Source organism: Zavarzinia aquatilis (genome assembly GCF_003173035.1).
Lineage (GTDB): Bacteria > Pseudomonadota > Alphaproteobacteria > Zavarziniales > Zavarziniaceae > Zavarzinia > Zavarzinia aquatilis.
In genome coordinates this window covers 376,693-396,734 of sequence record NZ_QGLE01000002.1, presented here as the reverse complement: position 1 = coordinate 396,734, position 20,042 = coordinate 376,693, and the positions used below count along the sequence as shown (strand labels likewise).

At 68.0% G+C, this 20,042-nt stretch carries 19 protein-coding genes; 12 read left to right on the top strand and 7 right to left on the bottom strand.

Annotated elements, in window-relative coordinates:
- Positions 1–7: 7 nt before the first annotated feature.
- The 5 genes from DKG74_RS05315 to def form a co-directional block, all read right to left on the bottom strand.
- Entirely contained in the window at positions 8–202 is a 195-nt protein-coding gene (locus DKG74_RS05315) for a 4Fe-4S dicluster domain-containing protein (protein ID WP_109903373.1), read from the bottom strand.
- A gap of 27 nt (positions 203–229) precedes the next feature.
- The gene (nifB, locus tag DKG74_RS05310) at positions 230–1,654 is read right to left on the bottom strand and encodes a nitrogenase cofactor biosynthesis protein NifB (protein ID WP_165837559.1); all 1,425 of its coding nucleotides are present in this window, start codon (positions 1,652–1,654) and stop codon (positions 230–232) included.
- A gap of 230 nt (positions 1,655–1,884) precedes the next feature.
- The gene (gene nifA, locus DKG74_RS05305) at positions 1,885–3,663 is read right to left on the bottom strand and encodes a nif-specific transcriptional activator NifA (RefSeq protein ID WP_341475845.1); all 1,779 of its coding nucleotides are present in this window, start codon (positions 3,661–3,663) and stop codon (positions 1,885–1,887) included.
- 141 nt (positions 3,664–3,804) lie between these two features.
- The gene (locus tag DKG74_RS05300) at positions 3,805–4,476 is read right to left on the bottom strand and encodes a COQ9 family protein (protein WP_109903367.1); all 672 of its coding nucleotides are present in this window, start codon (positions 4,474–4,476) and stop codon (positions 3,805–3,807) included.
- A gap of 5 nt (positions 4,477–4,481) precedes the next feature.
- On the bottom strand, positions 4,482–5,003 hold the full coding sequence (gene def / locus DKG74_RS05295) for a peptide deformylase (protein WP_109903365.1): 522 nt from the start codon (positions 5,001–5,003) through the stop codon (positions 4,482–4,484).
- A gap of 128 nt (positions 5,004–5,131) precedes the next feature.
- Between def and DKG74_RS05290 the strand changes: the two genes are divergently transcribed.
- The 12 genes from DKG74_RS05290 to cobA all read left to right on the top strand — a co-directional run bounded on the left by DKG74_RS05290 (position 5,132) and on the right by cobA (position 18,383).
- Positions 5,132–5,377 (top strand): GlsB/YeaQ/YmgE family stress response membrane protein, encoded by a 246-nt coding sequence (locus DKG74_RS05290; protein ID WP_109903363.1) that lies wholly within the window; start codon positions 5,132–5,134, stop codon positions 5,375–5,377.
- A gap of 79 nt (positions 5,378–5,456) precedes the next feature.
- On the top strand, positions 5,457–6,047 hold the full coding sequence (locus tag DKG74_RS05285) for a Spy/CpxP family protein refolding chaperone (RefSeq protein ID WP_109903361.1): 591 nt from the start codon (positions 5,457–5,459) through the stop codon (positions 6,045–6,047).
- 70 nt (positions 6,048–6,117) lie between these two features.
- Positions 6,118–6,786 carry an EF-hand domain-containing protein gene (locus DKG74_RS05280; RefSeq protein ID WP_109903359.1) on the top strand — a complete coding sequence of 223 codons (669 nt, stop codon included), beginning with the start codon at positions 6,118–6,120 and terminating at the stop codon, positions 6,784–6,786.
- A 99-nt stretch (positions 6,787–6,885) separates the two neighbouring features.
- Positions 6,886–7,485, top strand: a complete 600-nt coding sequence (locus DKG74_RS05275) for an ANTAR domain-containing response regulator (protein WP_109903357.1) — start codon at positions 6,886–6,888, stop codon at positions 7,483–7,485.
- Complete coding sequence (locus tag DKG74_RS05270) at positions 7,482–8,738, top strand: CmpA/NrtA family ABC transporter substrate-binding protein (RefSeq protein ID WP_109903355.1); 1,257 nt, start codon at positions 7,482–7,484, stop codon at positions 8,736–8,738. The genes DKG74_RS05275 and DKG74_RS05270 overlap by 4 nt, the downstream gene beginning before the upstream one ends.
- Positions 8,739–9,150: 412 nt before the next feature.
- Entirely contained in the window at positions 9,151–10,440 is a 1,290-nt protein-coding gene (locus DKG74_RS05265) for a CmpA/NrtA family ABC transporter substrate-binding protein (RefSeq protein ID WP_243404030.1), read from the top strand.
- 18 nt (positions 10,441–10,458) lie between these two features.
- Positions 10,459–11,325 carry a nitrate ABC transporter permease gene (ntrB, locus tag DKG74_RS05260; protein WP_207779241.1) on the top strand — a complete coding sequence of 289 codons (867 nt, stop codon included), beginning with the start codon at positions 10,459–10,461 and terminating at the stop codon, positions 11,323–11,325.
- A gap of 14 nt (positions 11,326–11,339) precedes the next feature.
- Complete coding sequence (locus tag DKG74_RS05255; RefSeq protein ID WP_109903351.1) at positions 11,340–12,140, top strand: ABC transporter ATP-binding protein; 801 nt, start codon at positions 11,340–11,342, stop codon at positions 12,138–12,140.
- Between the two features lies 1 nt (position 12,141).
- On the top strand, positions 12,142–14,592 hold the full coding sequence (gene nirB / locus DKG74_RS05250; RefSeq protein ID WP_109903349.1) for a nitrite reductase large subunit NirB: 2,451 nt from the start codon (positions 12,142–12,144) through the stop codon (positions 14,590–14,592).
- Between the two features lie 8 nt (positions 14,593–14,600).
- Complete coding sequence (gene nirD / locus DKG74_RS05245; RefSeq protein WP_109903793.1) at positions 14,601–14,924, top strand: nitrite reductase small subunit NirD; 324 nt, start codon at positions 14,601–14,603, stop codon at positions 14,922–14,924.
- The gene (locus DKG74_RS05240) at positions 14,924–17,575 is read left to right on the top strand and encodes a nitrate reductase (protein ID WP_109903347.1); all 2,652 of its coding nucleotides are present in this window, start codon (positions 14,924–14,926) and stop codon (positions 17,573–17,575) included. The genes nirD and DKG74_RS05240 overlap by 1 nt, the downstream gene beginning before the upstream one ends.
- Positions 17,547–18,383 (top strand): uroporphyrinogen-III C-methyltransferase, encoded by an 837-nt coding sequence (gene cobA / locus DKG74_RS05235; RefSeq protein WP_109903345.1) that lies wholly within the window; start codon positions 17,547–17,549, stop codon positions 18,381–18,383. The genes DKG74_RS05240 and cobA overlap by 29 nt, the downstream gene beginning before the upstream one ends.
- Positions 18,384–18,390: 7 nt before the next feature.
- Here the strand turns inward: cobA and DKG74_RS05230 are convergent, their stop codons facing one another.
- Both DKG74_RS05230 and purE read right to left on the bottom strand, forming a co-directional pair.
- The gene (locus DKG74_RS05230) at positions 18,391–19,551 is read right to left on the bottom strand and encodes a 5-(carboxyamino)imidazole ribonucleotide synthase (protein WP_243404029.1); all 1,161 of its coding nucleotides are present in this window, start codon (positions 19,549–19,551) and stop codon (positions 18,391–18,393) included.
- Complete coding sequence (gene purE, locus DKG74_RS05225; protein ID WP_109903343.1) at positions 19,548–20,036, bottom strand: 5-(carboxyamino)imidazole ribonucleotide mutase; 489 nt, start codon at positions 20,034–20,036, stop codon at positions 19,548–19,550. Before purE ends, DKG74_RS05230 begins: the two co-directional genes overlap by 4 nt.
- Positions 20,037–20,042: the final 6 nt, after the last annotated feature.

The following is a 20,042-nucleotide window of genomic DNA, read 5'->3' as shown; positions in this document are numbered from 1 at the left end:
CGGTGGCTCAGGCCGGGACGCAGGTCTTCGGCACCGGGCAGACGGCGGCGCACTGCGGGCTGTCGAACTGGCCTTCGCATTCGGTGCATTTGTTGGGGTCGATCACGAAAATGTCGCCCTTCATGCGGATCGCCGCGTTGGGGCATTCAAATTCGCAGGCCGAGCAGCCGGTGCATTGGGAAGCGATGATCTTGTAGGCCATGGTCGGGTTCCTTTCGTCGGGATGGGGTCAGGCGGTGAGAAGCTGTTCGGCCGGGGCGTAACGCGCCGCATACCAGGCGGCGATGCCGGCCTCGATCCAGTCGTAGGCGTGTTCGTCGGTCGCCTCGATGCCGGCGGCGGTCAGGCTGTCCTTCGGGCAGTCGCCGATCTTGGCGCAGAGCACGACCGTGACGCCTTCGAGGGCAGCGATGACACCGTCCAGCGTCGCGTCCTCGCCCCAGCCGCCTTCGCAATATTGCTCGACCTTGCGGTGGCCGATGAAGGCGACCCCCTTGGCCGAGGCTTCATAGACCTGGAATTCGGTGGCATGGCCGAAGTGCTGGTTGATGCGGCCGCCGCCCCGCGTCGCGACCGCGACCAGGACCGAGGCTCCGGCCTGCAGGCCCGAGACTTCGGCGCTGGCGGCCTTGCGCACGGCGACATGTTCGCCCCGCTCCACGGCGACGATCTCGCGGTAGGTCTCGCGCTGGCTGGGATCGTAGACGACCTCTTCCGGCCGCAGGTCGAGGTTGAATTCCTGGCCCCGGTCCTCGCCCAGCAGGCCGACGGCATCGGCCCGGCACTGGCGGCAGTGGCGCATCAGCTTGGTGCCGTCTTCCAGTCTGTCCTGCAGCGCCTTCAACTCCATCGCGGTCGGGCCGCGCTGGCCGGTCAGGCCGAAATGCGTGCCATGGGCGGGATCGGAGATGAGCGGCATGATGTTGTGGAGGAAGGCGCCCTTGCCCTTCACCACCTTGTTCACCTCGATCAGGTGCTCGTCATTGATGCCCGGGATCATGACCGAGTTCACCTTGACGAGAATGTCCCGCGCCTTGAGGAGGTCGAGGCTCTCCATCTGGCGCTCGTGCAGGATTTTCGCCGCGTCGAGCCCGGTCCAGCGTTTGCCGCGGTGGAAGATCCAGGGGTAGATTTTCGTGCCGACCTCGGGGTCGACCATGTTGATGGTCAGGGTGACGTGGTCGATGTTCATGCCGGCGATCTCGTCGACATGATCGGGCAGGGCGAGGCCGTTGGACGACAGGCACAGTTTCACGTCCGGGATCACCCGCGACACCAGCTCGAAGGTCGCCTTGGTCTTCCGCCAGTCATAGGCCGAGTCGCCCGGCCCGGCGATGCCGAGGACCGAGAACTGCGGCACTTCGTTGGCGACCGCGATCACCTTGCCCAGGGCCTGTTCGGGGGTCAGCTTCTCGGAGACGACACCGGGGCGGCTTTCGTTCGCGCAGTCGTATTTGCGATTGCAGTAGTTGCACTGGATGTTGCAGGCGGGCGCCACCGCGACATGCATCCGGGCGAAATAGTGATGCGCCTCTTCCGAGTAACAGGGATGGTCCTTGATGCGGTCCCACAGCTCGGGCGGGAGGTCGCCCGCGCCGTCGGACGAGCCGCAGGAAGACGACGAGCATCCGCCGCCCGAAAGGGCCTCACGCATGGTTTCGGCCGAAGTCGGCGCCCCCAGGCTGCCGAGCGGTATCAACTGTGCCACGCTCTTCCTCCGTCGCAAGAGATCCCCGCTCACCCCCTTCGCAAGCAGCGTGCCAAGGGGGCAAGTATTTGATTTGTTTGGGTGATCGCTGGCGACGCGAAATCGCGTCTGTCAGGGGGGCGACGTTTTGTCGGACCGCCGTGTCGCACCCCCGACAAAACGTCGGGGGTGTCGCATCAGAATTTCTTGATCGGAATGTCGTGCTTGCGCAGGGCATAGCCCATCTGGCGCGGGGTGAGACCCATCAGGCGCGCCGCCTTGGCCTGGACCCAGCCGGCGGTTTCCATCGCTTCGACCAGGCGCTCCTTCTCCGACTTGCCGTCGGCGGCGCTGGCGGGACAATTGCCGGGCGCGGGGCAGCCGGTCGGCCATTCCGCCTCGGGCGCGGCGGCGGTCGGCGCCGGGGCCTGGGCCGGGCGTGGCGCGGCCTGGGGCGCGATCGGCAGCGGCTGGAAACCGGCGGGCGGCACGACTTCCCGCGCGGTCGACTTCCACAGCATGGCCGACAGGCAGCCGTCGTTGCGACAGGCGAAGTCCCGCCCGGTCAGATTCGGACCATGGGCGAGGGTCGCCGTGCGTCGCACGCAGTTTTCCAGCTCGCGCACATTGCCCGGGAAATAGCAGCCGGTCAGAACCTGCAAGGCCTCGTCGGTCAGGGCGAGGCGGGTGGCGTTTTCGTCGTTGTAACGCCGCAGGAACTCGCGGGCCAGCTTCGGGATATCGCTCGGCCGGTCGCGCAAGGGGGGCAGGAACAGGGGCACCACGCTGATCCGGTAGTACAGATCGGCGCGGAACTCGCCCTTGGCCACCGCCTCTTCCAGATTGCGGTTGGTCGCCGCGATCAGGCGGACGTCGGTCTTCATCGTTTTCGAGCCGCCCACGCGCTCGAATTCGCCTTCCTGAATGATGCGCAGCAGCTTGGCCTGGAACATCGCCGAAATCTCGCCGATCTCGTCGAGGAACAGGGTGCCGCCGTCCGCCAGCTCGAAGCGGCCCTTGCGCAGGGCATGGGCGCCGGTGAAGGCGCCCTTCTCGTGACCGAAGAGTTCGGATTCGAGCACGCTTTCCGGCAGGGCGGCGCAGTTCAGCTTCACGAAGGGCGCGTTCTTGCGCGGCGACATCTCGTGCAGGGCCTGGGCGAACAATTCCTTGCCGGTGCCGGATTCGCCCCGCAACAGCACGGTGGTATGGGAGCGGGCGACGATCCGCACCTTGTCCAGAACGGATTTGATCGCCGGGCTGTCGCCGACGATGCCGTGGCTCTCGGTCGGGGCGGCGATGGGGCGCAGGGGCCGCACCGTATCCTCGACCGCCTTGGCCAGCCGGTGCTGTTCGGCGATCAGGCGCTGGCGGTCCTGGGCGATCAGGCGCTGCAGCCGCACCGACTGGCCGACCAGATTGGCCACCATGGTCAGGAAACGGACATCCTGGTCGAAGCGGAAATGGGGCAGCCCGCTCCAGTTCCGGTCGATGGTCAGGGTGCCGACCACCTTGTCCTCGACCTTGATCGGCACGCCGATGAAGGAATAGGAAACGCCGCGCGGCCCCCAGGTCGAAAAATCGACCTCCGAGAACAAGGGGTCATAGGCGACATTCTCGACCACCAGCGGGGTCTGGGTGACGACGATGCGGCCGATCGCCCGCTCGGGCAGGCGCTCGAAATAGCGTTTGGCCGTCGCCTCCGACCAGCCGGAGCCAACGACGACCTCGGGCGCGCCGGTATCGTCGAGCAGCGCGATCAGCCCGTTCCGCATATCGAGGAAGGACGAAAGCAGCGAGAGCACGCCGGCGAGATTGACCTCCAGCCGGGCAGGCATCGCCAGCAGCTTCGAAATCTCGTAAATGCCGTAAAGGGCCATTTCGGCCCTCTCGGCGCTGGCGCCTGTGGCCGGGCCGCGGGCCATGCCGGGCGGCGCGGCCGGTCGGCTCGGGGAGAAGGGCAGCTGACTAACCATGGTTCACCCCTCGAAAGCAGAGGCGCAGCAAACTGCCGGCAAGCGATCGCAATGGCGGATCGCTTATTGAATAAGGCTAGTCCAAATATGGTCAACGCCTACATAAGGACAAAGACCCCTGTCTGCGTCAATTTGGCTCGATCAGCCCGCCTTGCGGCTGCTGACCGCGTCGCGCAGCCGCATCAGGGCGGAAAGCGGTGACGGCAGCGCCTTCAGCAGCGGATCGACCCGCGTGCGCAGTTTGCCCAGCTGCATCACATTGTCGATCCGCCGGTCGAGGAAGGACCAGGTCTCGGCCCGGCCCTCGCTGTCGTCCTGCAGCCAGAAGGCGAGGGTGGCGGAATAGACCCCGGCGAGAATCGCCCGCTTGGAATAGAAGCTGAAGTCCTCGGACCCCGAGGCATCGCCGATGCCGCGCCAGATGGCGTCGACCGTGGTGTAGAGCAGGCGCGCGGCCAGTGGCGCGCCCGGCGGCAGGGCAAGGAACTGCACGGCCCGGCGCACCGATTCCCGCTCCGCCTCGCATTGCTCGAGGCGGGTGCGGACGGCGAGGGCGATCTTCTCGCGGATTTTCAGGCCATCGAGGCCCCTGGCCTGCAGTGCTTCGATCATCCGCTTGTCGGCGCGGGCCGAATGCAGGGCGATGGCGTCGAAAGCGCCGCGCGGCAAGGCATTGCGCGCCAGCAGGGGATCGACGCCGAGGTCCTTCGCCGCATTGTCGATCGCCGCCTGCGACCAGCCGTCGAAGGGCACATGCATCATCATGGCGTCGAGCAGGCGAAGGGCCAGATCGTCGGCCGTGGCATCGGTCATGAAACTCAGTCCTCGAAATTGTCGGCGTCGACGAAGCCGAAGCTCGACAGATCCGTCATCCGCTGGGGATAGAGGATGCCGTCGAGATGGTCACATTCGTGCTGCACCACCCGCGCGTGGAAATCCCGCGCCTCGCGCTCGACCAGGCGGCCATCGAGGTCGAAGCCGCGATAGCGGATGTGGCGGGCCCGCGGCACCAGTCCCTTCAGGCCGGGCACGGACAGGCAGCCTTCCCAGTCGAGTTCCTGCGCCGGGTCCAGAATTTCGATCACCGGATCGGCCAGCACGGTCAGGGGCGCGTCGTCGATGCCCCGGGCATTCTCGTCGCCGAGCGGGGCATGGAATATCACCAGCCGGCGCGACACGCCGACCTGCGGCGCGGCGATGCCCCGCCCACGCGCGGCCCGCATGGTCTCGACCATGTCGGCGACGAGGGCGCGCACCACCGGGGCCGTGGGATCGCCCACGGGGTCGGCGGCGCGGCGCAGCACGGGATGGCCCATGCGCAGGATCGGTCGAATGCCCATATAGGGAATATGGCGCAGATGTGCCGTCTTGCAACCGCCCTTGCAAGGCGGGAGTGTGGAACTGCCCGGCCGTGGCGCCATTGACTGAACAGGCGCCGCGCCGCGCCGGGATAGAAGGAGAGATCGTCATGGGTTGGCTGTCATGGATCGTTCTCGGGCTGATTTCCGGCCTGATCGCGAAATTTCTGGTTCCCGGTCACGATGGCGGTGGCCTGATCTGGACCACCATCGTCGGCATCGTCGGCGCCTTCATCGGCGGCTACATCGGCTCCAGGATCGGCTGGGGCGAAGCGAGCAGCCTCGATCTGCGCTCGATCGGCATTTCCGTGCTCGGTGCCATCCTGTTTCTCGTGGTCTGGCGCGCGGTCGCCTGACCGCCGCGCAGGAAACACGGCAGTCTTTCGTTTCTTGAAGCGAAGGGGCCCCCGCTTCAGGACACAGAAGGAACTCCCGATGAAACGTATGACGCTGGCCGCGCTCGGCTTCGCCGCCCTCATGGGGGCGACCGCCGCCGGCACCGGCCTTGGTCTTGCCGGCTCGCCGCCCGACGGCGGGCACAAGCCCCGGGCCGAGCGCGTGATGACCCCCGAGCGCATGGCCGATCGCTGCAAGCGGCAATATGCCGGGGCCGCGGCGAAACTGACCTATCTCGAGACCCGCCTTGCCCCGACCGAGGCGCAGAAGCCCGCATGGCAGGACTACAAGGCGGCGGTCGAGGCGGCCGAGGCGACCAATCGCGATGCCTGCGTCGCCGCCGTTCCGGCGAAGGCCGATCAGCCCCCCGGCCCGCCCGACATCGTGACCCGTGAAACGCTGAAGGTGAAGCGGCTGGAGGCCGAACTGAACCGCAGCAAGGCGACGCTGCCAGCACTGCAGAAGCTCTACGCCGTGCTGACGCCCGAACAGCGCGCCATGCTCGACGAGCCGGCGCCGCGCGGCCATCACGGCCGGCCCCAGCGCGCCAGCATGGACATGCCGCCGCCGGCCGGCCCGGACGCCGGTGCGCCGGACGCGCCCGACGACATGCCGCCGCCGGTGAAGTGATCGCCGCTCCCTCCGACTTACATTGCGACCCCGGCCCCGCGGCCGGGGTCTTTTGCCTTGCGAGAGCGCCATGACCGTCCGGACGACCGCGACCCTTCTTCTGCTTTCCCTCGCTGCAGGAGGCGGCCTTGCCGCCTGTGCCGACGACGATGTCCCGAGCCGACGCGGCCCGCCGCCGGGCATGGCCGACCGCCGGCCGCCGCCGGAGGCGCCGGTGACGACGCTGGCCGGCCGGCCCCTGTCCGATGGCGGTCAGGCCGATTGTCCGGCCCTGCTCGGGGCCTGGCTGTCCACGGCCGATGCCGACAGGGACGGTTCTCTGTCCCTCGCCGAGGCCCTGGCCGATGCCGACCGGCTGCTGGCCGAGATCGACACCAACCGCGACGGTTTCGCGACCCCGATCGAGATCGAGGCCTGGCGCGAGCGCGTCGCGCCCGATGCCTATGCGGATCGCAGGCTGAAGCGGCAACCCGGCGGGTCGCAGGACGACGCGGCCCCCACCGGCGGCAAGCATCGCGGCGGCTCCCCGGAAGACGAAGGCGGCCGCGCCGCCGGCCGCCTCGATTCCGGCCTGCGCGGCCAGCCCGACCCGATCATGGCGGCCGATACCGGGCTCGATTTCCGGGTCGACAAGGGCGAGCTGGAAGCCAGGGTCAAGAGCCGCTTCGACCGGCTGGATACCGACCGCGGCGGCAGCCTGAGCGCAGAGGAACTGTTCGGCTTCTGTCCCTCGGAGTGACGCCGTCATTGGCCTTGTTGCCAATTGATTGCCGCACTGCAACCATCGACCCTGAAGGCGGCCTGAATCGACTCCGGCCGCCCGGGGTGACGACGTGCGATGGTAGATGCCGACATCAAGATTCTGGTCATCGACGAGAACCGGATCCGGGCGTCCGTCATCGAGGAGGGCTTGCGTGAGGCGGGCTATGCCAATGTCCGCGTGATCGCCGACAGCCGGCCCATGGTGCGGGCCATCGTCGATGCCGACCCGGACGTCGTCTTCATCGACCTCGAGAATCCCAATCGCGACGTGCTCGAGCACATGTTCCAGGTCAGCCGGGCGATCAGCCGGCCGATCGCCATGTTCGTCGACCGCTCCGACCGCGACATGATCGAGGCGGCGGTCGATGCCGGCGTCTCCGCCTATATCGTCGACGGCCTGAAGAAGGAGCGGCTGAAGCCGATCCTCGATACCGCGATCAGCCGTTTCAACGCCTTCTCCCGCATGAGGGAGGAGTTGGACCGCACCAAGCGCGCCCTCGAGGAGCGGAAGGTGATCGACCGGGCCAAGGGCGTCCTCATGCGCCTGCGCGCCATCGGCGAGGACGAGGCCCATGCCCTCCTGCGCCGCACCGCCATGAACGAGAATCGCCGTATCGCCGAAGTTGCCCAAAGTGTTTTGACCGCAGCCGATCTGCTGTCGGGAGGCAAGCCATGACCGCATCCCGCCCCACCGTGACCATTCGCGCTGGCTTCATCCCGCTGCTCGACGCCGCCATCCTGATCCTCGCCCGGATCAAGGGCTTCGCCGAGGAGGAGGGGATCGACCTCGTCCTCGTGCAGGAAAGTTCCTGGGCCAGCATCCGCGACCGGGTCGCCCTCGGCCATTTCGATGTCGCCCACATGCTGGCGCCCATGCCCATCGCCGCCTCCCTCGGGCTCACGCCCTTCGGCGGGGCGGTGATCACGCCCATGTGTCTTGGCCTCGGCGGCAATGCGATCACCGTGTCCAACGCGGTCTGGTACGGCATGAGCCTCGCGGGCGCCGACAACAGCGGCGATCCGAAACGGATGGGCGAGGCGCTGCGCGCCGTGGTCGCGGAGCGCCGGCGCAGGGGCCAGTCGCGCCTGACCTTCGCCGTCGTCCATCCCTTCTCCAGCCATAACTACTACCTGCGCTACTGGCTCGCCGCCTGCGGCATCGACCCGCGCACCGACGTGACGCTGACCGTGGTGCCGCCGCCCTATATGTCCGACGCCCTGGCCGGCGGCCATATCGACGGCTATTGCGTGGGCGAGCCGTGGAATAGCGCCTCGGTCGTCGCCGGTGTCGGCCATATCGTCACCACGACCTCGGCGATCTGGAAATCCAGCCCGGAAAAGGTGCTGGGCGCCCGCGCCGACTGGGCGGAGCAGAATCCCGAAGCCCTCTCCGCCCTGCTGCGCGCCATGCACCGCGCCTCGCTGTGGTGCGACGCGCCGAAGAACGCGCCCGAACTGGTCGAGCTTCTGTCCTCGTCGCGCTATCTCGACGTCGCGCCCTCGGCCATGCTGGCGGGGGTCACCGGGCGCATCGCCCTCGGCGACGGCCAGCCGCAGGCGGTGCCCGATTTCCGCTATTTCGCCAAGCGCGCCGCCACCTTCCCCTGGATCAGCCACGGCCTGTGGTTCTTCAGCCAGATGGCGCGCTGGGGCCAGATCGAGCTGACCCCGGCGACGCTCGACATCGCCCGGCGCAGCATCAGGCCCGATCTCTACCGCAAGGCGCTCGGTCCGCTCGGCGTCGCCCTGCCCAATGCCAGCGCCAAGGTCGAAGGCACGCTGACCATGGAAACCCCGGTCGCCACCGCCGACGGGCGTCTGTTCCTCGGGCCGGACGGTTTCTTCGACGGCAAGGTCTTCGATCCCGATCTGATCGGGGACTACGTCGCCGGGTTCGAGATCAAGGGGCCCGGGCCGCAGGAAGGCTGAGGGATATAAAATCATCGCACTGCACAATTTTTGAACAGGCATTTGGCCAAAATCGCGTCAATCCGGAACCCCGACGGTTCCGGCAGTGTTTTTCAAGCCATTGATATATAATAATTTTTCTGGATTGTCCCAGTTTGGCACGGTTTCTGCAAAACTGATCACAGGGCCAACGATGGCCCGATCCCCGGCAGTGCCAACGACGGCCGCCGGCTTCGCAGCGAGGGAACCCGGGCGGTTATTCACCCGGCGACGTAACGCACGAAGATCATAGCCTCAGGGCACCTCATTCATATCCGGGTCCAGCGATGGGCCCACCGGCACCGCCGCCGACAGTCTCAAGACCTCAATGGTCTCACGGGTTCTGTCGCGCGGCTTTTTTCGTTTCGGCTTCACGTTTTTGGGGAGACAGCAGGTGAGCAGCTTCGTATCCAAGGGGATCACCCGTCGCAATGTGCTGAAGACCAGCGCGACCGCCGCCCTGTTCGGCGCGGTGAACAGCGCCTTCCCGGCCGGCGTTTTCGCCGAGACCTCGGGGCCCGAGACGCCGAAGGCGACGCTCGGCTTCATTGCGCTGACCGATTCCGCGCCCCTGATCGTCGCCCGTGAAAAGGGCTTCTTCGCCAAATACGGCATGACCGACGTCGCCGTGCAGAAGCAGGCGTCCTGGGGCGCCACCCGCGACAATATCGAGCTGGGCTCGGCCGGCGGCGGCATCGACGGTGCCCATATCCTTACCCCGATGCCTTACCTGATCTCGACCGGCAAGGTGACCAAGGGGAATGTGCCGGTTCCCATGTATATCCTCTCGCGTCTCAACGTGAACGGCCAGTGCATCTCGGTCGCCGCCGCCTACAAGGGCATGGGCGTGACCACCAATGCCACCGCGCTGAAGGACGCTTTCGCCAAGGCCAAGGCCGAGGGCAAGGAAGTGAAATGCGCCGTCACCTTCCCCGGCGGCACCCATGACCTGTGGATGCGCTACTGGCTGGCGGCCAATGGCATCGACCCGAACAAGGATGTCTCGACCATCGTCGTGCCGCCGCCCCAGATGGTCGCCAACATGAAGGTGAACACGATGGAGGCCTTCTGCGTCGGCGAGCCGTGGAATGCCCAGCTCGTGCGTCAGGGCATCGGCTTCACCGCCTTCACCACCGGCGAACTGTGGGCCGACCACCCGGAAAAGGCCTTCGCCATGCGCGCCGACTGGGTCGACGCCAACCCCAAGGCGGCCAAGGCCATGCTGATGGCGGTGCAGGAAGCCGCGCAGTGGTGCGACAAGATGGAAAACAAGGAAGAGATGTGCGCCATCATCGGCGGCCGCGATTATTTCAAGGTGCCGGTCGAGGACATCCTCGGCCGCTCGAAGGGCGAGATCGACTATGGCGACGGCCGCTCGGTCACCGACAGCCCCTTCATCATGAAATACTGGGCCAATCACGCCTCCTATCCCTATCCGAGCCACGACCTCTGGTTCCTGACCGAGAATATCCGCTGGGGTTACCAGCCGGCCGATCTCGACCTGAAGGCGACCATCGCCAAGGTGAACCGCGAGGACCTGTGGCGCGATGCGGCCAAGACCCTCGGCGTTACCGACCTGCCGGCCGGCACGTCGCGCGGCGTCGAGACTTTCTTCGACGGCAAGACCTTCGACCCTGAAAACCCTGCTGCCTATCTGGCCAGCCTGGCCATCAAGGCCGCCTGACCGGAAGGGGCGCGTGCCATGACCGTGCGGACCGAACCCATGCCTAAATTTCTCGCCGGCCTGTCCGGTCGTCTCCCCACCCTCGACCGCGCGGCCGTGCTGCGCTGGCTGCGTCGCCGGCTGGCGGCGGCGCTGCCGCCCCTCGTGATGCTCGCGCTGCTGATCGGGCTGTGGGAATTGCTGTGCCGGGGCGGCAACGCGCCCCTGCCGGCGCCCAGCCAGGTGATCGCCGATACCTGGGATCTGATCTCCGATCCCTTCTTCGACAATGGCGGCACCGACAAGGGCCTGTTCTGGCAGATCACCGCCAGCCTCTCCCGGGTCGCCGAGGGCTTCCTGATCTCCGCCGTCGTCGGCATTTCGCTCGGCGTCCTCATCGGCCAGTCCAGCCTCGCCTTCCGCGGGCTCGATCCGATCTTCCAGGTGCTGCGCACGGTGCCGCCGCTCGCCTGGCTGCCCCTGTCGCTCGCCGCGTTCCAGGCGGCCAATCCGTCGGCGATCTTCGTCATCGCCATCACCTCGGTCTGGCCGATCATCCTCAACACCGCTGTCGGCATCCGCAACATCCCGCAGGACTATCGCAATGTCGCCCGCGTGCTGCGCCTGTCGGGGCCGGAATTCTTCTTCAAGATCATGCTGCCGGCCAGCGTGCCCTTCATGTTCACCGGGCTGCGCATCGGCATCGGCCTCTCGTGGCTCGCCATCGTCGCGGCCGAGATGCTGATCGGCGGCGTCGGCATCGGCTTCTTCATCTGGGATGCGTGGAATTCCTCCTTGATCAGCGAAATCATCGTCGCCCTGATCGCGGTCGGCATCGTCGGCTACATCCTCGACCGGCTGATCGGCGCCCTTGGCAACCTCGTCGCCGGCAACGTCAAGTCCTGAAGGAGGCGCGGATCATGGCCAATTATCTCTCCATCGAACAGGTCGGCGTCTCCTTCGACACGGACCGCGGCCCCTATGTCGCCCTGCGCGACGTGAACCTGAAGGTCGAGAAGGGCGAATACATCTCGATCATCGGCCATTCCGGCTGCGGCAAGTCCACCCTGCTGAACCTCGTCGCCGGCCTCCTCGAGACGACGACCGGCGCCATCCTGCTCGAGGACAAGGAAGTCTCCGAGCCGGGGCCGGAGCGGGCGGTGGTGTTCCAGAACCATTCCCTGCTGCCCTGGCTGTCGGTCTACGACAATGTGAAGCTGGCGGTCGACAAGGTTCACGGCAAGACCAAGAGCCGGGCCGAGCGGCGCGACTGGGTGCTGCACAATCTCGCCCTCGTCGGCATGTCCCACGCGGTCGACCGCAAGCCCGGCGAGATTTCGGGCGGCATGAAGCAGCGCGTCGGCATCGCCCGGGCGCTCGCCATGGAACCCAAGGTGTTGCTGCTGGACGAACCCTTCGGCGCGCTCGACGCGCTGACCCGCGCCCAGCTGCAGGACAAGGTGATGGAGATTCAGGCCCGTCTCGGCAACACGGTGATCATGATCACCCATGACGTCGACGAGGCCGTGCTCCTGTCCGACCGCATCGTGATGATGACCAACGGCCCCGCCGCCACCATCGGCGAGATCCTGACCATCGAGCTGCCGCGTCCGCGCAACCGCCTGACCCTTGCGGACAACCCGACCTATGTGAAGGCCCGCACCGCCGTCATGGAATTCCTCTACGCCCGTCACGCGCTCAACAAGGTGGAGGCCGCCTGACATGACCGCCCGTCTCGTCGTCGTCGGTAACGGCATGGCCGCTGGCCGGATGCTGGAGCATCTGACCGAGGCCGCCCCCGACGCCTATGCGATCACCGTCTTCGGGGCCGAGCCCCGGGTGAACTACAACCGTATCCTGCTGTCCCCCGTGCTGTCGGGCGAGAAGAGCTTCGAGCAGATCGTCACCCATGACGACGCCTGGTATGCCTCGCGCGGCATCGACCTCGTCAAGGGTGGCGAGATCGTCGCCATCGACCGCGCGGCCCATACCGTGACCGCGCGCGACGGCAGCGTGACCCCTTACGACCGACTGGTGATCGCCACCGGCTCCAGCCCCTTCATCGTGCCGGTGCCCGGTCACAAGCTGCCCGGCGTCGTCGCCTATCGCGATCTCGACGACGTGAACGCCATGCTGGCGGCGGCGGAGACGGGCGGCAGCGCGGTCGTCATCGGCGGCGGTCTGCTCGGCCTCGAGGCGGCGGCCGGCCTGAAGATGCGCGGCATGGAGGTGACCGTCCTCCACCTGATGCCGACCCTGATGGAGCGTCAGCTCGACCCCGCCGCCGGCTATCTGCTGCAGCAGGCGATGGAAGCGCGCGGCATCCGCGTGATCTGCCGCGCCAATACCCATTCGATCCTGGGCGAGGACAAGGTGACCGGCGTCCGCCTCGACGATGGCAGCGAAATCCCGGCGGACATCGTCGTCATGGCCGTTGGCATCCGGCCGAACGCCGCCCTCGCCAAGGGCGCCGGCCTTGCCGTCAATCGGGGCCTGCTGGTCGACGATCACATGCGCACGGACGATGCCGACATCTTCGCCGTCGGCGAATGCGTCGAGCACCGGGGCCAATGCTATGGCCTGGTCGCGCCCCTGTTCGACATGGCGAAAGTGCTGGCGGCGCAGCTCGCGGGCGACGCGACGGCGGCCTACGAAGGCTCGGTCACCTCGACCAAGCTGAAGGTGACCGGCGTCGACCTGTTCTCGGCCGGCGATTTCGCCGAGGGCGAGGGGCGCGAGGAAATTGTCCTGCGCGATGCCGCGCGCGGCATCTACAAGCGCCTCGTCATCAAGGACGAGCGCATCATCGGCGCCGTCATGTATGGCGAGACGGCGGATGGCGGCTGGTTCTTCGACCTGCTGAAGAAGGCGACGCCGATCACCGACATGCGCGGCACCCTGATCTTTGGCCAGAGCTTCGCCGGGGGCACCCCCCTGGACCCTATGGCGGCCGTTGCAGCCTTGCCGGATGAGGCGGAGATCTGCGGCTGCAACGGCGTGTGCAAGGGCAAGATCACTGGCACCATCGTCGAGAAGGGCCTGACCAGCCTCGATCAGGTGCGGGCCCACACCAAGGCGTCCGCCTCCTGCGGCTCCTGCACCGGCCTTGTCGAGCAGTTGATGCAATTGACGCTGGGCGACAAATTCGCCCGGGCGGCGGTGCAGCCGGTCTGCGCCTGTACCGACCTTGGCCATGACGACGTCCGCCGCCTGATCCTGGCCAAGAGCCTGAAGTCGGTGCCCGCCGTCATGCAGGAGCTGGAATGGAAAACCTCCTGCGGCTGCGCCAAGTGCCGGCCGGCGCTGAACTATTACCTGCTCTGCGCCTGGCCGGGCGACTATGTCGATGACGGCCAGTCGCGCTTCATCAACGAGCGCGTCCACGCCAACATCCAGAAAGACGGCACCTATTCGGTGGTGCCGCGCATGTGGGGCGGGGTCACCTCCGCCACCGAGCTGCGCGCCATCGCCGATGTGGTCGACAAATTCGCCATCCCGACGGTGAAGGTGACCGGCGGCCAGCGCATCGACCTCCTCGGCGTGAAGAAGGAAGACCTGCCGGCGGTCTGGGCCGACTTGAACGCCGCGGGCATGGTCTCGGGCCATGCCTATGGCAAGGCCCTGCGCACCGTGAAGACCTGCGTCGGCTCGGAATGGTGCCGCTTCGGCACCCAGGATTCGACCGGCCTCGGCATCCGGCTGGAGCGGGTGATGTGGGGCGCCTGGACCCCGGCCAAGGTGAAGCTCGGCGTCTCGGGCTGCCCGCGCAACTGCGCCGAGGCGACCTGCAAGGATATCGGCGTCATCTGCGTCGATTCGGGTTACGATATCCTGTTCGCCGGGGCCGCCGGCCTCGATATCAAGGGGACGGAAGCCCTCGGCCACGCGGGCAGCGAGGACGAGGCGGTGGAAATCATCCTCGCCCTGACCCAGGCCTACCGCGAGCAGGCGCGTTACCTCGAGCGTATCTACAAATGGGCGAAGCGGGTCGGCAACGACTCCATCCGCGCCCAGGTCATCGACGACGTGGACAAGCGCAAGGCCCTGGCCGCCCGCTTCCTGCACGCCCAGCGTTTCGCGCAGGTCGATCCCTGGGCCGAGCGGGTCTCCGGTGTCGATGCCCATGAATTCAACCCCCTGACCCCCTTCATGCCCCAGGAAGCGGCCGAGTGATGAATGCCATGATGCCGATGTGGACCGATATCTGCGCCGTCGCCGACATCCCCCGGCGCGGTGCCCGGGTGGTGAAGGCGCCGGGCGGCGACATCGCGGTGTTTCGCACCGCCGACGACCGCGTCTTCGCCCTGAACGATCATTGCCCGCACAAGGGCGGTCCCCTCAGTCAGGGTATCGTCCATGACACGGGGGTGACCTGCCCGCTGCACAACTGGGTGATCGACCTCGAAACCGGCCGCGCCCGCGGCGCGGACGAGGGCTGCGCCCACAAGGTGCCGGTCGAGGTCGTCGACGGCCGCGTGCGTCTGCGCATCGGGGGCACCCTGTAATGTCCGGGGTGACGTGCACGACCTGTCCCTATTGCGGGGTCGGCTGCGGCGTTCTCGCCTCGCCGCAGGCGGATGGCCGCGTCACCATCAAGGGCGATCCGGACCATCCGGCCAATTTCGGCCGGCTGTGTTCCAAGGGCTCGGCGCTGGGGGAAACCCTGGGCCTCGAAGACCGGCTTCTGGCCCCGGAAGTCGGTGGTGTGCGGGCGACATGGGATAGTGCCCTCGACCATGTCGCCCGCCGCTTCCTCTCGGCGATCGAGGAACACGGGCCGGATGCCGTCGCCTTCTATGTCTCGGGCCAATTGCTGACCGAGGATTATTATGCTGCCAACAAGCTGATGAAGGGCTTCATCGGCTCGGGCAACATCGACACCAACAGCCGGCTGTGCATGGCGTCCTCGGTTGCGGGGCACAAGCGCGCCTTCGGCAGCGATACGGTGCCCGGCACTTACGAAGACCTGGAACAGGCGGATCTCGTCGTCCTCGTCGGCTCCAACCTCGCCTGGTGCCACCCGGTGCTGTTCCAGCGCCTGGCCGCGGCCAAGGCCGCGCGGCCGGAGCTGCGTGTCGTCACCATCGACCCGCGGCGCACCGCGACCAGCGAACTCGCCGACCTGCATCTGTCGATCGCGCCGGGCAGCGATGTCGCGCTGTTCAACGGCCTTCTCGTTCACCTCGCCGGGGTTCACCAGGTCGACGAAGCTTTCGTCGCCGCGCATACCAATGGCCTCGTCGAGGCGCTGGCGGCGGCAACCGGCGCGGATATTCGCACCACCGCGCGCTGGACCGGGCTCGATCCCGCCGAGGTCGAGCATTTCTTCCGCCTCTTCGCCGCGACCGAGCGGGTGGTCACGGTCTATTCCCAAGGGGTCAACCAGTCGGCCACCGGGACCGACAAGGTGAACGCCATCGTCAACTGCCATCTTCTGACCGGGCGCATCGGCCGGCCGGGCATGGGGCCGTTCTCGGTCACCGGCCAGCCCAACGCCATGGGCGGGCGCGAGGTCGGCGGCCTCGCCAACCAGCTCGCCGCCCACATGGAAATCGGCGATGCCGACCACCGCGCCCTGGTGCGCGGTTTCTGGGATGCCCCGCGTATCGCCGAACGCCCGGGCCTGAAGGCGGTCGAGCTGTTCGAGGCGGTGCGCGACGGCCGTATCAAGGCGCTGTGGATCATGGCGACCAATCCGGTCGCCAGCCTGCCCGATGCCGACGGCGTGGCCGCCGCCCTCGATGCCTGTCCCTTCGTCGTCGTCTCCGATGTCGTCCGCGCGACCGATACCACGCGCTTTGCCGATGTCCTGCTGCCCTCGGCCGCCTGGGGCGAGAAGGATGGCACGGTCACCAATTCCGAACGCCGCATTTCGCGCCAGCGCGCCTTCCTGCCCCTGCCGGGCGAGGCGAAACCCGACTGGTGGCAGATGGCGGAGGTCGCGCGGCGCATGGGCCATGCCGGTTTCGACTGGGACGGTCCCGCCGCGATCTTCCGCGAACATGCCGCGCTCTCGGCCTATGGCAACGATGGGCGGCGCGATTTCGATATCGGCGCCCATGCCGAAATCGACGACGCGGGTTACGATGCCCTCGCGCCATTCCAGTGGCCGCAACCGGCCGGCCGGCCGGCCCGCGCGCGTTTCTTCGCCGACGGCCGTTTCTTCACCGCCGACGGGCGGGCGCGTTTCGTGGCGACGCCGTGGCGCGCGCCCCTCGCGCGTACCACCGCGAAACGCCCCTTCGTCCTGAACACCGGCCGGGTGCGTGACCAGTGGCACACGATGACGCGGACGGGCAAGACCGCGCGTCTGACCAGCCACTACGCGGAACCCTTCGTCGAAGTCCATCCGGACGATGCCCGCACCCTCGGCCTCGGCGCCGCCGACCTCGCATGGGTGGAGAGCGATCACGGCCGCGCGCTGCTGCGCGTGTTGATCACCAAGCGCCAACAGGCCGGTTCGGTCTTCGCGCCCATTCACTGGACCGGCCAGCAGGCCTCGCTGTCGCGGGTCGACGCGCTGGTGGCGCCCCGGGTCGATCCCGTGTCGGGCCAGCCCGCGTCGAAGTCGACGCCCGTATCCGTGCGCCGCTTCGCAGCCGGCTGGCACGGTTTCCTGGTCAGCGCGGCGCGGCCGCAGGTTCACGACTTCGACTATTGGGCGGTCGCGCCCTGCGAGGGCGGTTACCGCGCCGAAATCGCCGGCAGCGTCGATCCGGACGACTGGCGGGAGATGGTCACCCATCTGGTCTCGCCGGGGCCGGAAGCCGAAATCCTCGCCTATCGGGACACGGCCCATGGCGCCCACCGTTTCGCCGTGTTCGAGGGCGGCCGGCTCGTCGCCGCCCTGTTCATCGCGCCCGGGCCGGTGGAGACGGCGCGGGGCTGGCTCATCGGCCGGCTGGGCCAGCGCCTCGACGGGGCGGAGCGCCTGCGCCTGCTCGCCGGGCGGGGCGGGGAAGCCGGGGCCGATCCGGGCGCCATCGTGTGTTCGTGTTTCTCGGTCGGCGTGAACCAGATCGTGGCGGCGGCCAAGGCCGGCGCCCGGACCATCGACGCCGTCGGCGCGTGCCTGAAGGCGGGAACCAACTGCGGCTCGTGCCGCATGGAAATCGGGAGGTTGATTGATGCCTGCGCCACAGCGAAAGCCGGTTGACGTCACCCTGCTGAAGGGCGGCCGCGCGGCGGGCCACCCGTCCGACGGTCCGGGCCGGGTCACCCTGGTGGGGGCGGGGCCGGGCGATCCGGACCTTCTCACCCTGAAGGCGGTGAAGGCCTTGCAGGCGGCGGATGTCGTGCTGTTCGACGATCTCGTCGGCGACGGCATTCTCGACCTGGTGCACGAGAAGGCGCGCTGCCTCGCCGTCGGCAAGCGTGGCGGCCGGGCCTCCTGCCGGCAGCAGGATATCGACGACCTGATGGTGAAATTCGCCCGCAAGGGCAAGCATGTGGTGCGCCTGAAATCCGGCGATCCCATGATCTTCGGCCGCGCCGGCGAGGAGATCGAGCGTCTGCGCCGCGAGGGCATCGCGGTCGAGGTGATCCCGGGCGTCACCGCCGCCCTCGCCATGGCGTCGGCCCTCGGCGTCTCGCTTACCCATCGCGATCACGCCCAGTCGGTGCGCTTCGTCACCGGCCATTCGCGCCACGGCACCCTGCCGGACACGCTGGATTGGCAGGGGCTGGCCGATCCCCGCACCACCCTCGTCATCTACATGGGCGGACGGACGGTGGCGGACATGGTCGCCCGCCTGACCGGCGCGGGCCTGCCGGCGGTAACGCCCGCGGTCGCGGTCTGCGCCGTCTCGCGCCCGACCGAGGCGCGCTGGGCCGGGCCGCTCCACGGGCTCGCGGCAGGCGCGGCCACCCTCGGCCTTGACGAGCCGATCCTGATCGCCATCGGCGACAGCCTCGCGCAGGCGCAGGCCCTCGACGATGCCGGGGACCTGGCCGCCTTCGGCTGACGCGGGATCAGGCGCCGGCGATGGCCCGGCGCAGGGAGGCGATGGCGGCTTCGGCCGGGGTATCGTCGGTCAGCACCCGGGTGACATGGCCCATCTTGCGGCCGGCCCGGGCCTCTGCCTTGCCATAGAGGTGAAGATGCGCGCCCTCGGCCAGCAGCAGCCGGCCCCAGGCGCGCGCATCGTCGCCGATCAGGTTCAGCATGACCGAACGGCCGCGCCTTATCGGGCAGCCCAGCGGCAGGCCGAGGGCGGCGCGTGCCGCCTGCTCGAACTGGCTGGTCTCCGCCCCTTCGATGGTCCAGTGGCCGGAATTATGCACCCGGGGCGCCATTTCATTGACCAGCAGGCGGCCATCGCCAGTGACGAAGAATTCGATCGCCAGCACGCCGACGTAATCGAGCGCGATCAGCAGGTCGTGGGCGATGGTCTGCGCCCGCAGCGCGAGGGCGGGCGACAGGCCCGGGGCCGGCGCGATGGTGACGTCGAGGATATGGTGGCTGTGGCGGTTCTCGACCGGGTCGAACACCGCGACATCACCGGCGACACCGCGGCTTGCCACCACCGAAATCTCGGCCGTGAAGGGAACGAAGCCTTCCAGAATGGCGGGCTGGCCCTTCATCGCGGCGAAGGCGGCCTCGATATCGTCCACTGTGCGGATGATCGCCTGACCCTTGCCGTCGTAACCGAAGCGCCGCGTCTTGAGCACGGCCGGCAGGCCGAGGGCCTTGACCGCGGCATCGAGCCCGGCGCGGTCGTCGACGGCGCGGAAGGGCGCGGTTTCCGCCCCCTGGTCGTTGGCGAAGGTCTTTTCGGCGATCCGGTCCTGCGCGACGGCGAGGGCCTTGGCGCCCGGCCGCACGGGTTTCCGCGCGGCGAGGAATTCGACGGTGGCCGCCGGCACATTCTCGAATTCATAGGTGATGGCGTCGACCGCGTCGGCGAAGGCGGCCAGCGCCGCCTCGTCCTCATAGGCGGCGATGGTGGTCGCGGCGGCGACGAGGCCGGCCGGCGGATCGGCCTCCGGGCCAAAGATATGGCAGCGGTAGCCGAGATTGGCGGCGGCGATGGCGATCATGCGGCCGAGCTGGCCGCCGCCCAGGATGCCGAGGGTGGCGCCCGGCGGCAGGGCCGCTGCGGTCAGCGGGGCCGGCTTGGGGCTGGTGCTCACTCCGCCGTCTCCGGCACGCTTTCGGTCTGGCGGCGGCGGAATTCGACCAGACGGGCATCAAGCACCGGGTCCGACAGGGCGAGGATCGACGCCGCCAGCAGGCCGGCGTTGATCGCCCCCGCCTTGCCGATGGCGAGGGTGCCGACGGGCACGCCGCCCGGCATCTGCACGATCGACAGCAGCGAATCCTGGCCCTTCAGGCTGTGGCTTTCGACGGGCACGCCCAGCACCGGCAGGCTGGTCAGCGAGGCGGCCATGCCCGGCAGATGGGCGGCGCCGCCGGCCCCGGCGATGATCACCTTCAGACCCCGGGCCTTGGCGCCCTTGGCGTAATCGAACATGCGCTCGGGCGTGCGGTGGGCGGAAACCACCTTCACCTCATGCGGCACGCCGAGATTGGCCAGGGTTTCGGCGGCATGAATCATGGTGGGCCAGTCCGACCGGCTGCCCATGATGATGCCGACGACGGGAGAAGGGGAGGTCATGGATGA

Coding starts and splice junctions, on each gene's coding strand:
- DKG74_RS05290 (WP_109903363.1), top strand. CDS start 5,132: ATGGGTTGGCTGTCATGGATCGTTCTCGGGCTGATTTCCGGCCTGATC.
- ntrB (WP_207779241.1), top strand. CDS start 10,459: ATGACCGTGCGGACCGAACCCATGCCTAAATTTCTCGCCGGCCTGTCC.
- def (WP_109903365.1), bottom strand. CDS start 5,003: ATGGGCATTCGACCGATCCTGCGCATGGGCCATCCCGTGCTGCGCCGC.
- nifB (WP_165837559.1), bottom strand. CDS start 1,654: ATGCGTGAGGCCCTTTCGGGCGGCGGATGCTCGTCGTCTTCCTGCGGC.
- nirD (WP_109903793.1), top strand. CDS start 14,601: ATGATGCCGATGTGGACCGATATCTGCGCCGTCGCCGACATCCCCCGG.
- cobA (WP_109903345.1), top strand. CDS start 17,547: ATGCCTGCGCCACAGCGAAAGCCGGTTGACGTCACCCTGCTGAAGGGC.
- DKG74_RS05255 (WP_109903351.1), top strand. CDS start 11,340: ATGGCCAATTATCTCTCCATCGAACAGGTCGGCGTCTCCTTCGACACG.
- DKG74_RS05270 (WP_109903355.1), top strand. CDS start 7,482: ATGACCGCATCCCGCCCCACCGTGACCATTCGCGCTGGCTTCATCCCG.
- DKG74_RS05275 (WP_109903357.1), top strand. CDS start 6,886: ATGGTAGATGCCGACATCAAGATTCTGGTCATCGACGAGAACCGGATC.
- DKG74_RS05315 (WP_109903373.1), bottom strand. CDS start 202: ATGGCCTACAAGATCATCGCTTCCCAATGCACCGGCTGCTCGGCCTGC.
- purE (WP_109903343.1), bottom strand. CDS start 20,036: ATGACCTCCCCTTCTCCCGTCGTCGGCATCATCATGGGCAGCCGGTCG.
- DKG74_RS05285 (WP_109903361.1), top strand. CDS start 5,457: ATGAAACGTATGACGCTGGCCGCGCTCGGCTTCGCCGCCCTCATGGGG.
- nirB (WP_109903349.1), top strand. CDS start 12,142: ATGACCGCCCGTCTCGTCGTCGTCGGTAACGGCATGGCCGCTGGCCGG.
- nifA (WP_341475845.1), bottom strand. CDS start 3,663: ATGGTTAGTCAGCTGCCCTTCTCCCCGAGCCGACCGGCCGCGCCGCCC.
- DKG74_RS05240 (WP_109903347.1), top strand. CDS start 14,924: ATGTCCGGGGTGACGTGCACGACCTGTCCCTATTGCGGGGTCGGCTGC.
- DKG74_RS05300 (WP_109903367.1), bottom strand. CDS start 4,476: ATGACCGATGCCACGGCCGACGATCTGGCCCTTCGCCTGCTCGACGCC.
- DKG74_RS05280 (WP_109903359.1), top strand. CDS start 6,118: ATGACCGTCCGGACGACCGCGACCCTTCTTCTGCTTTCCCTCGCTGCA.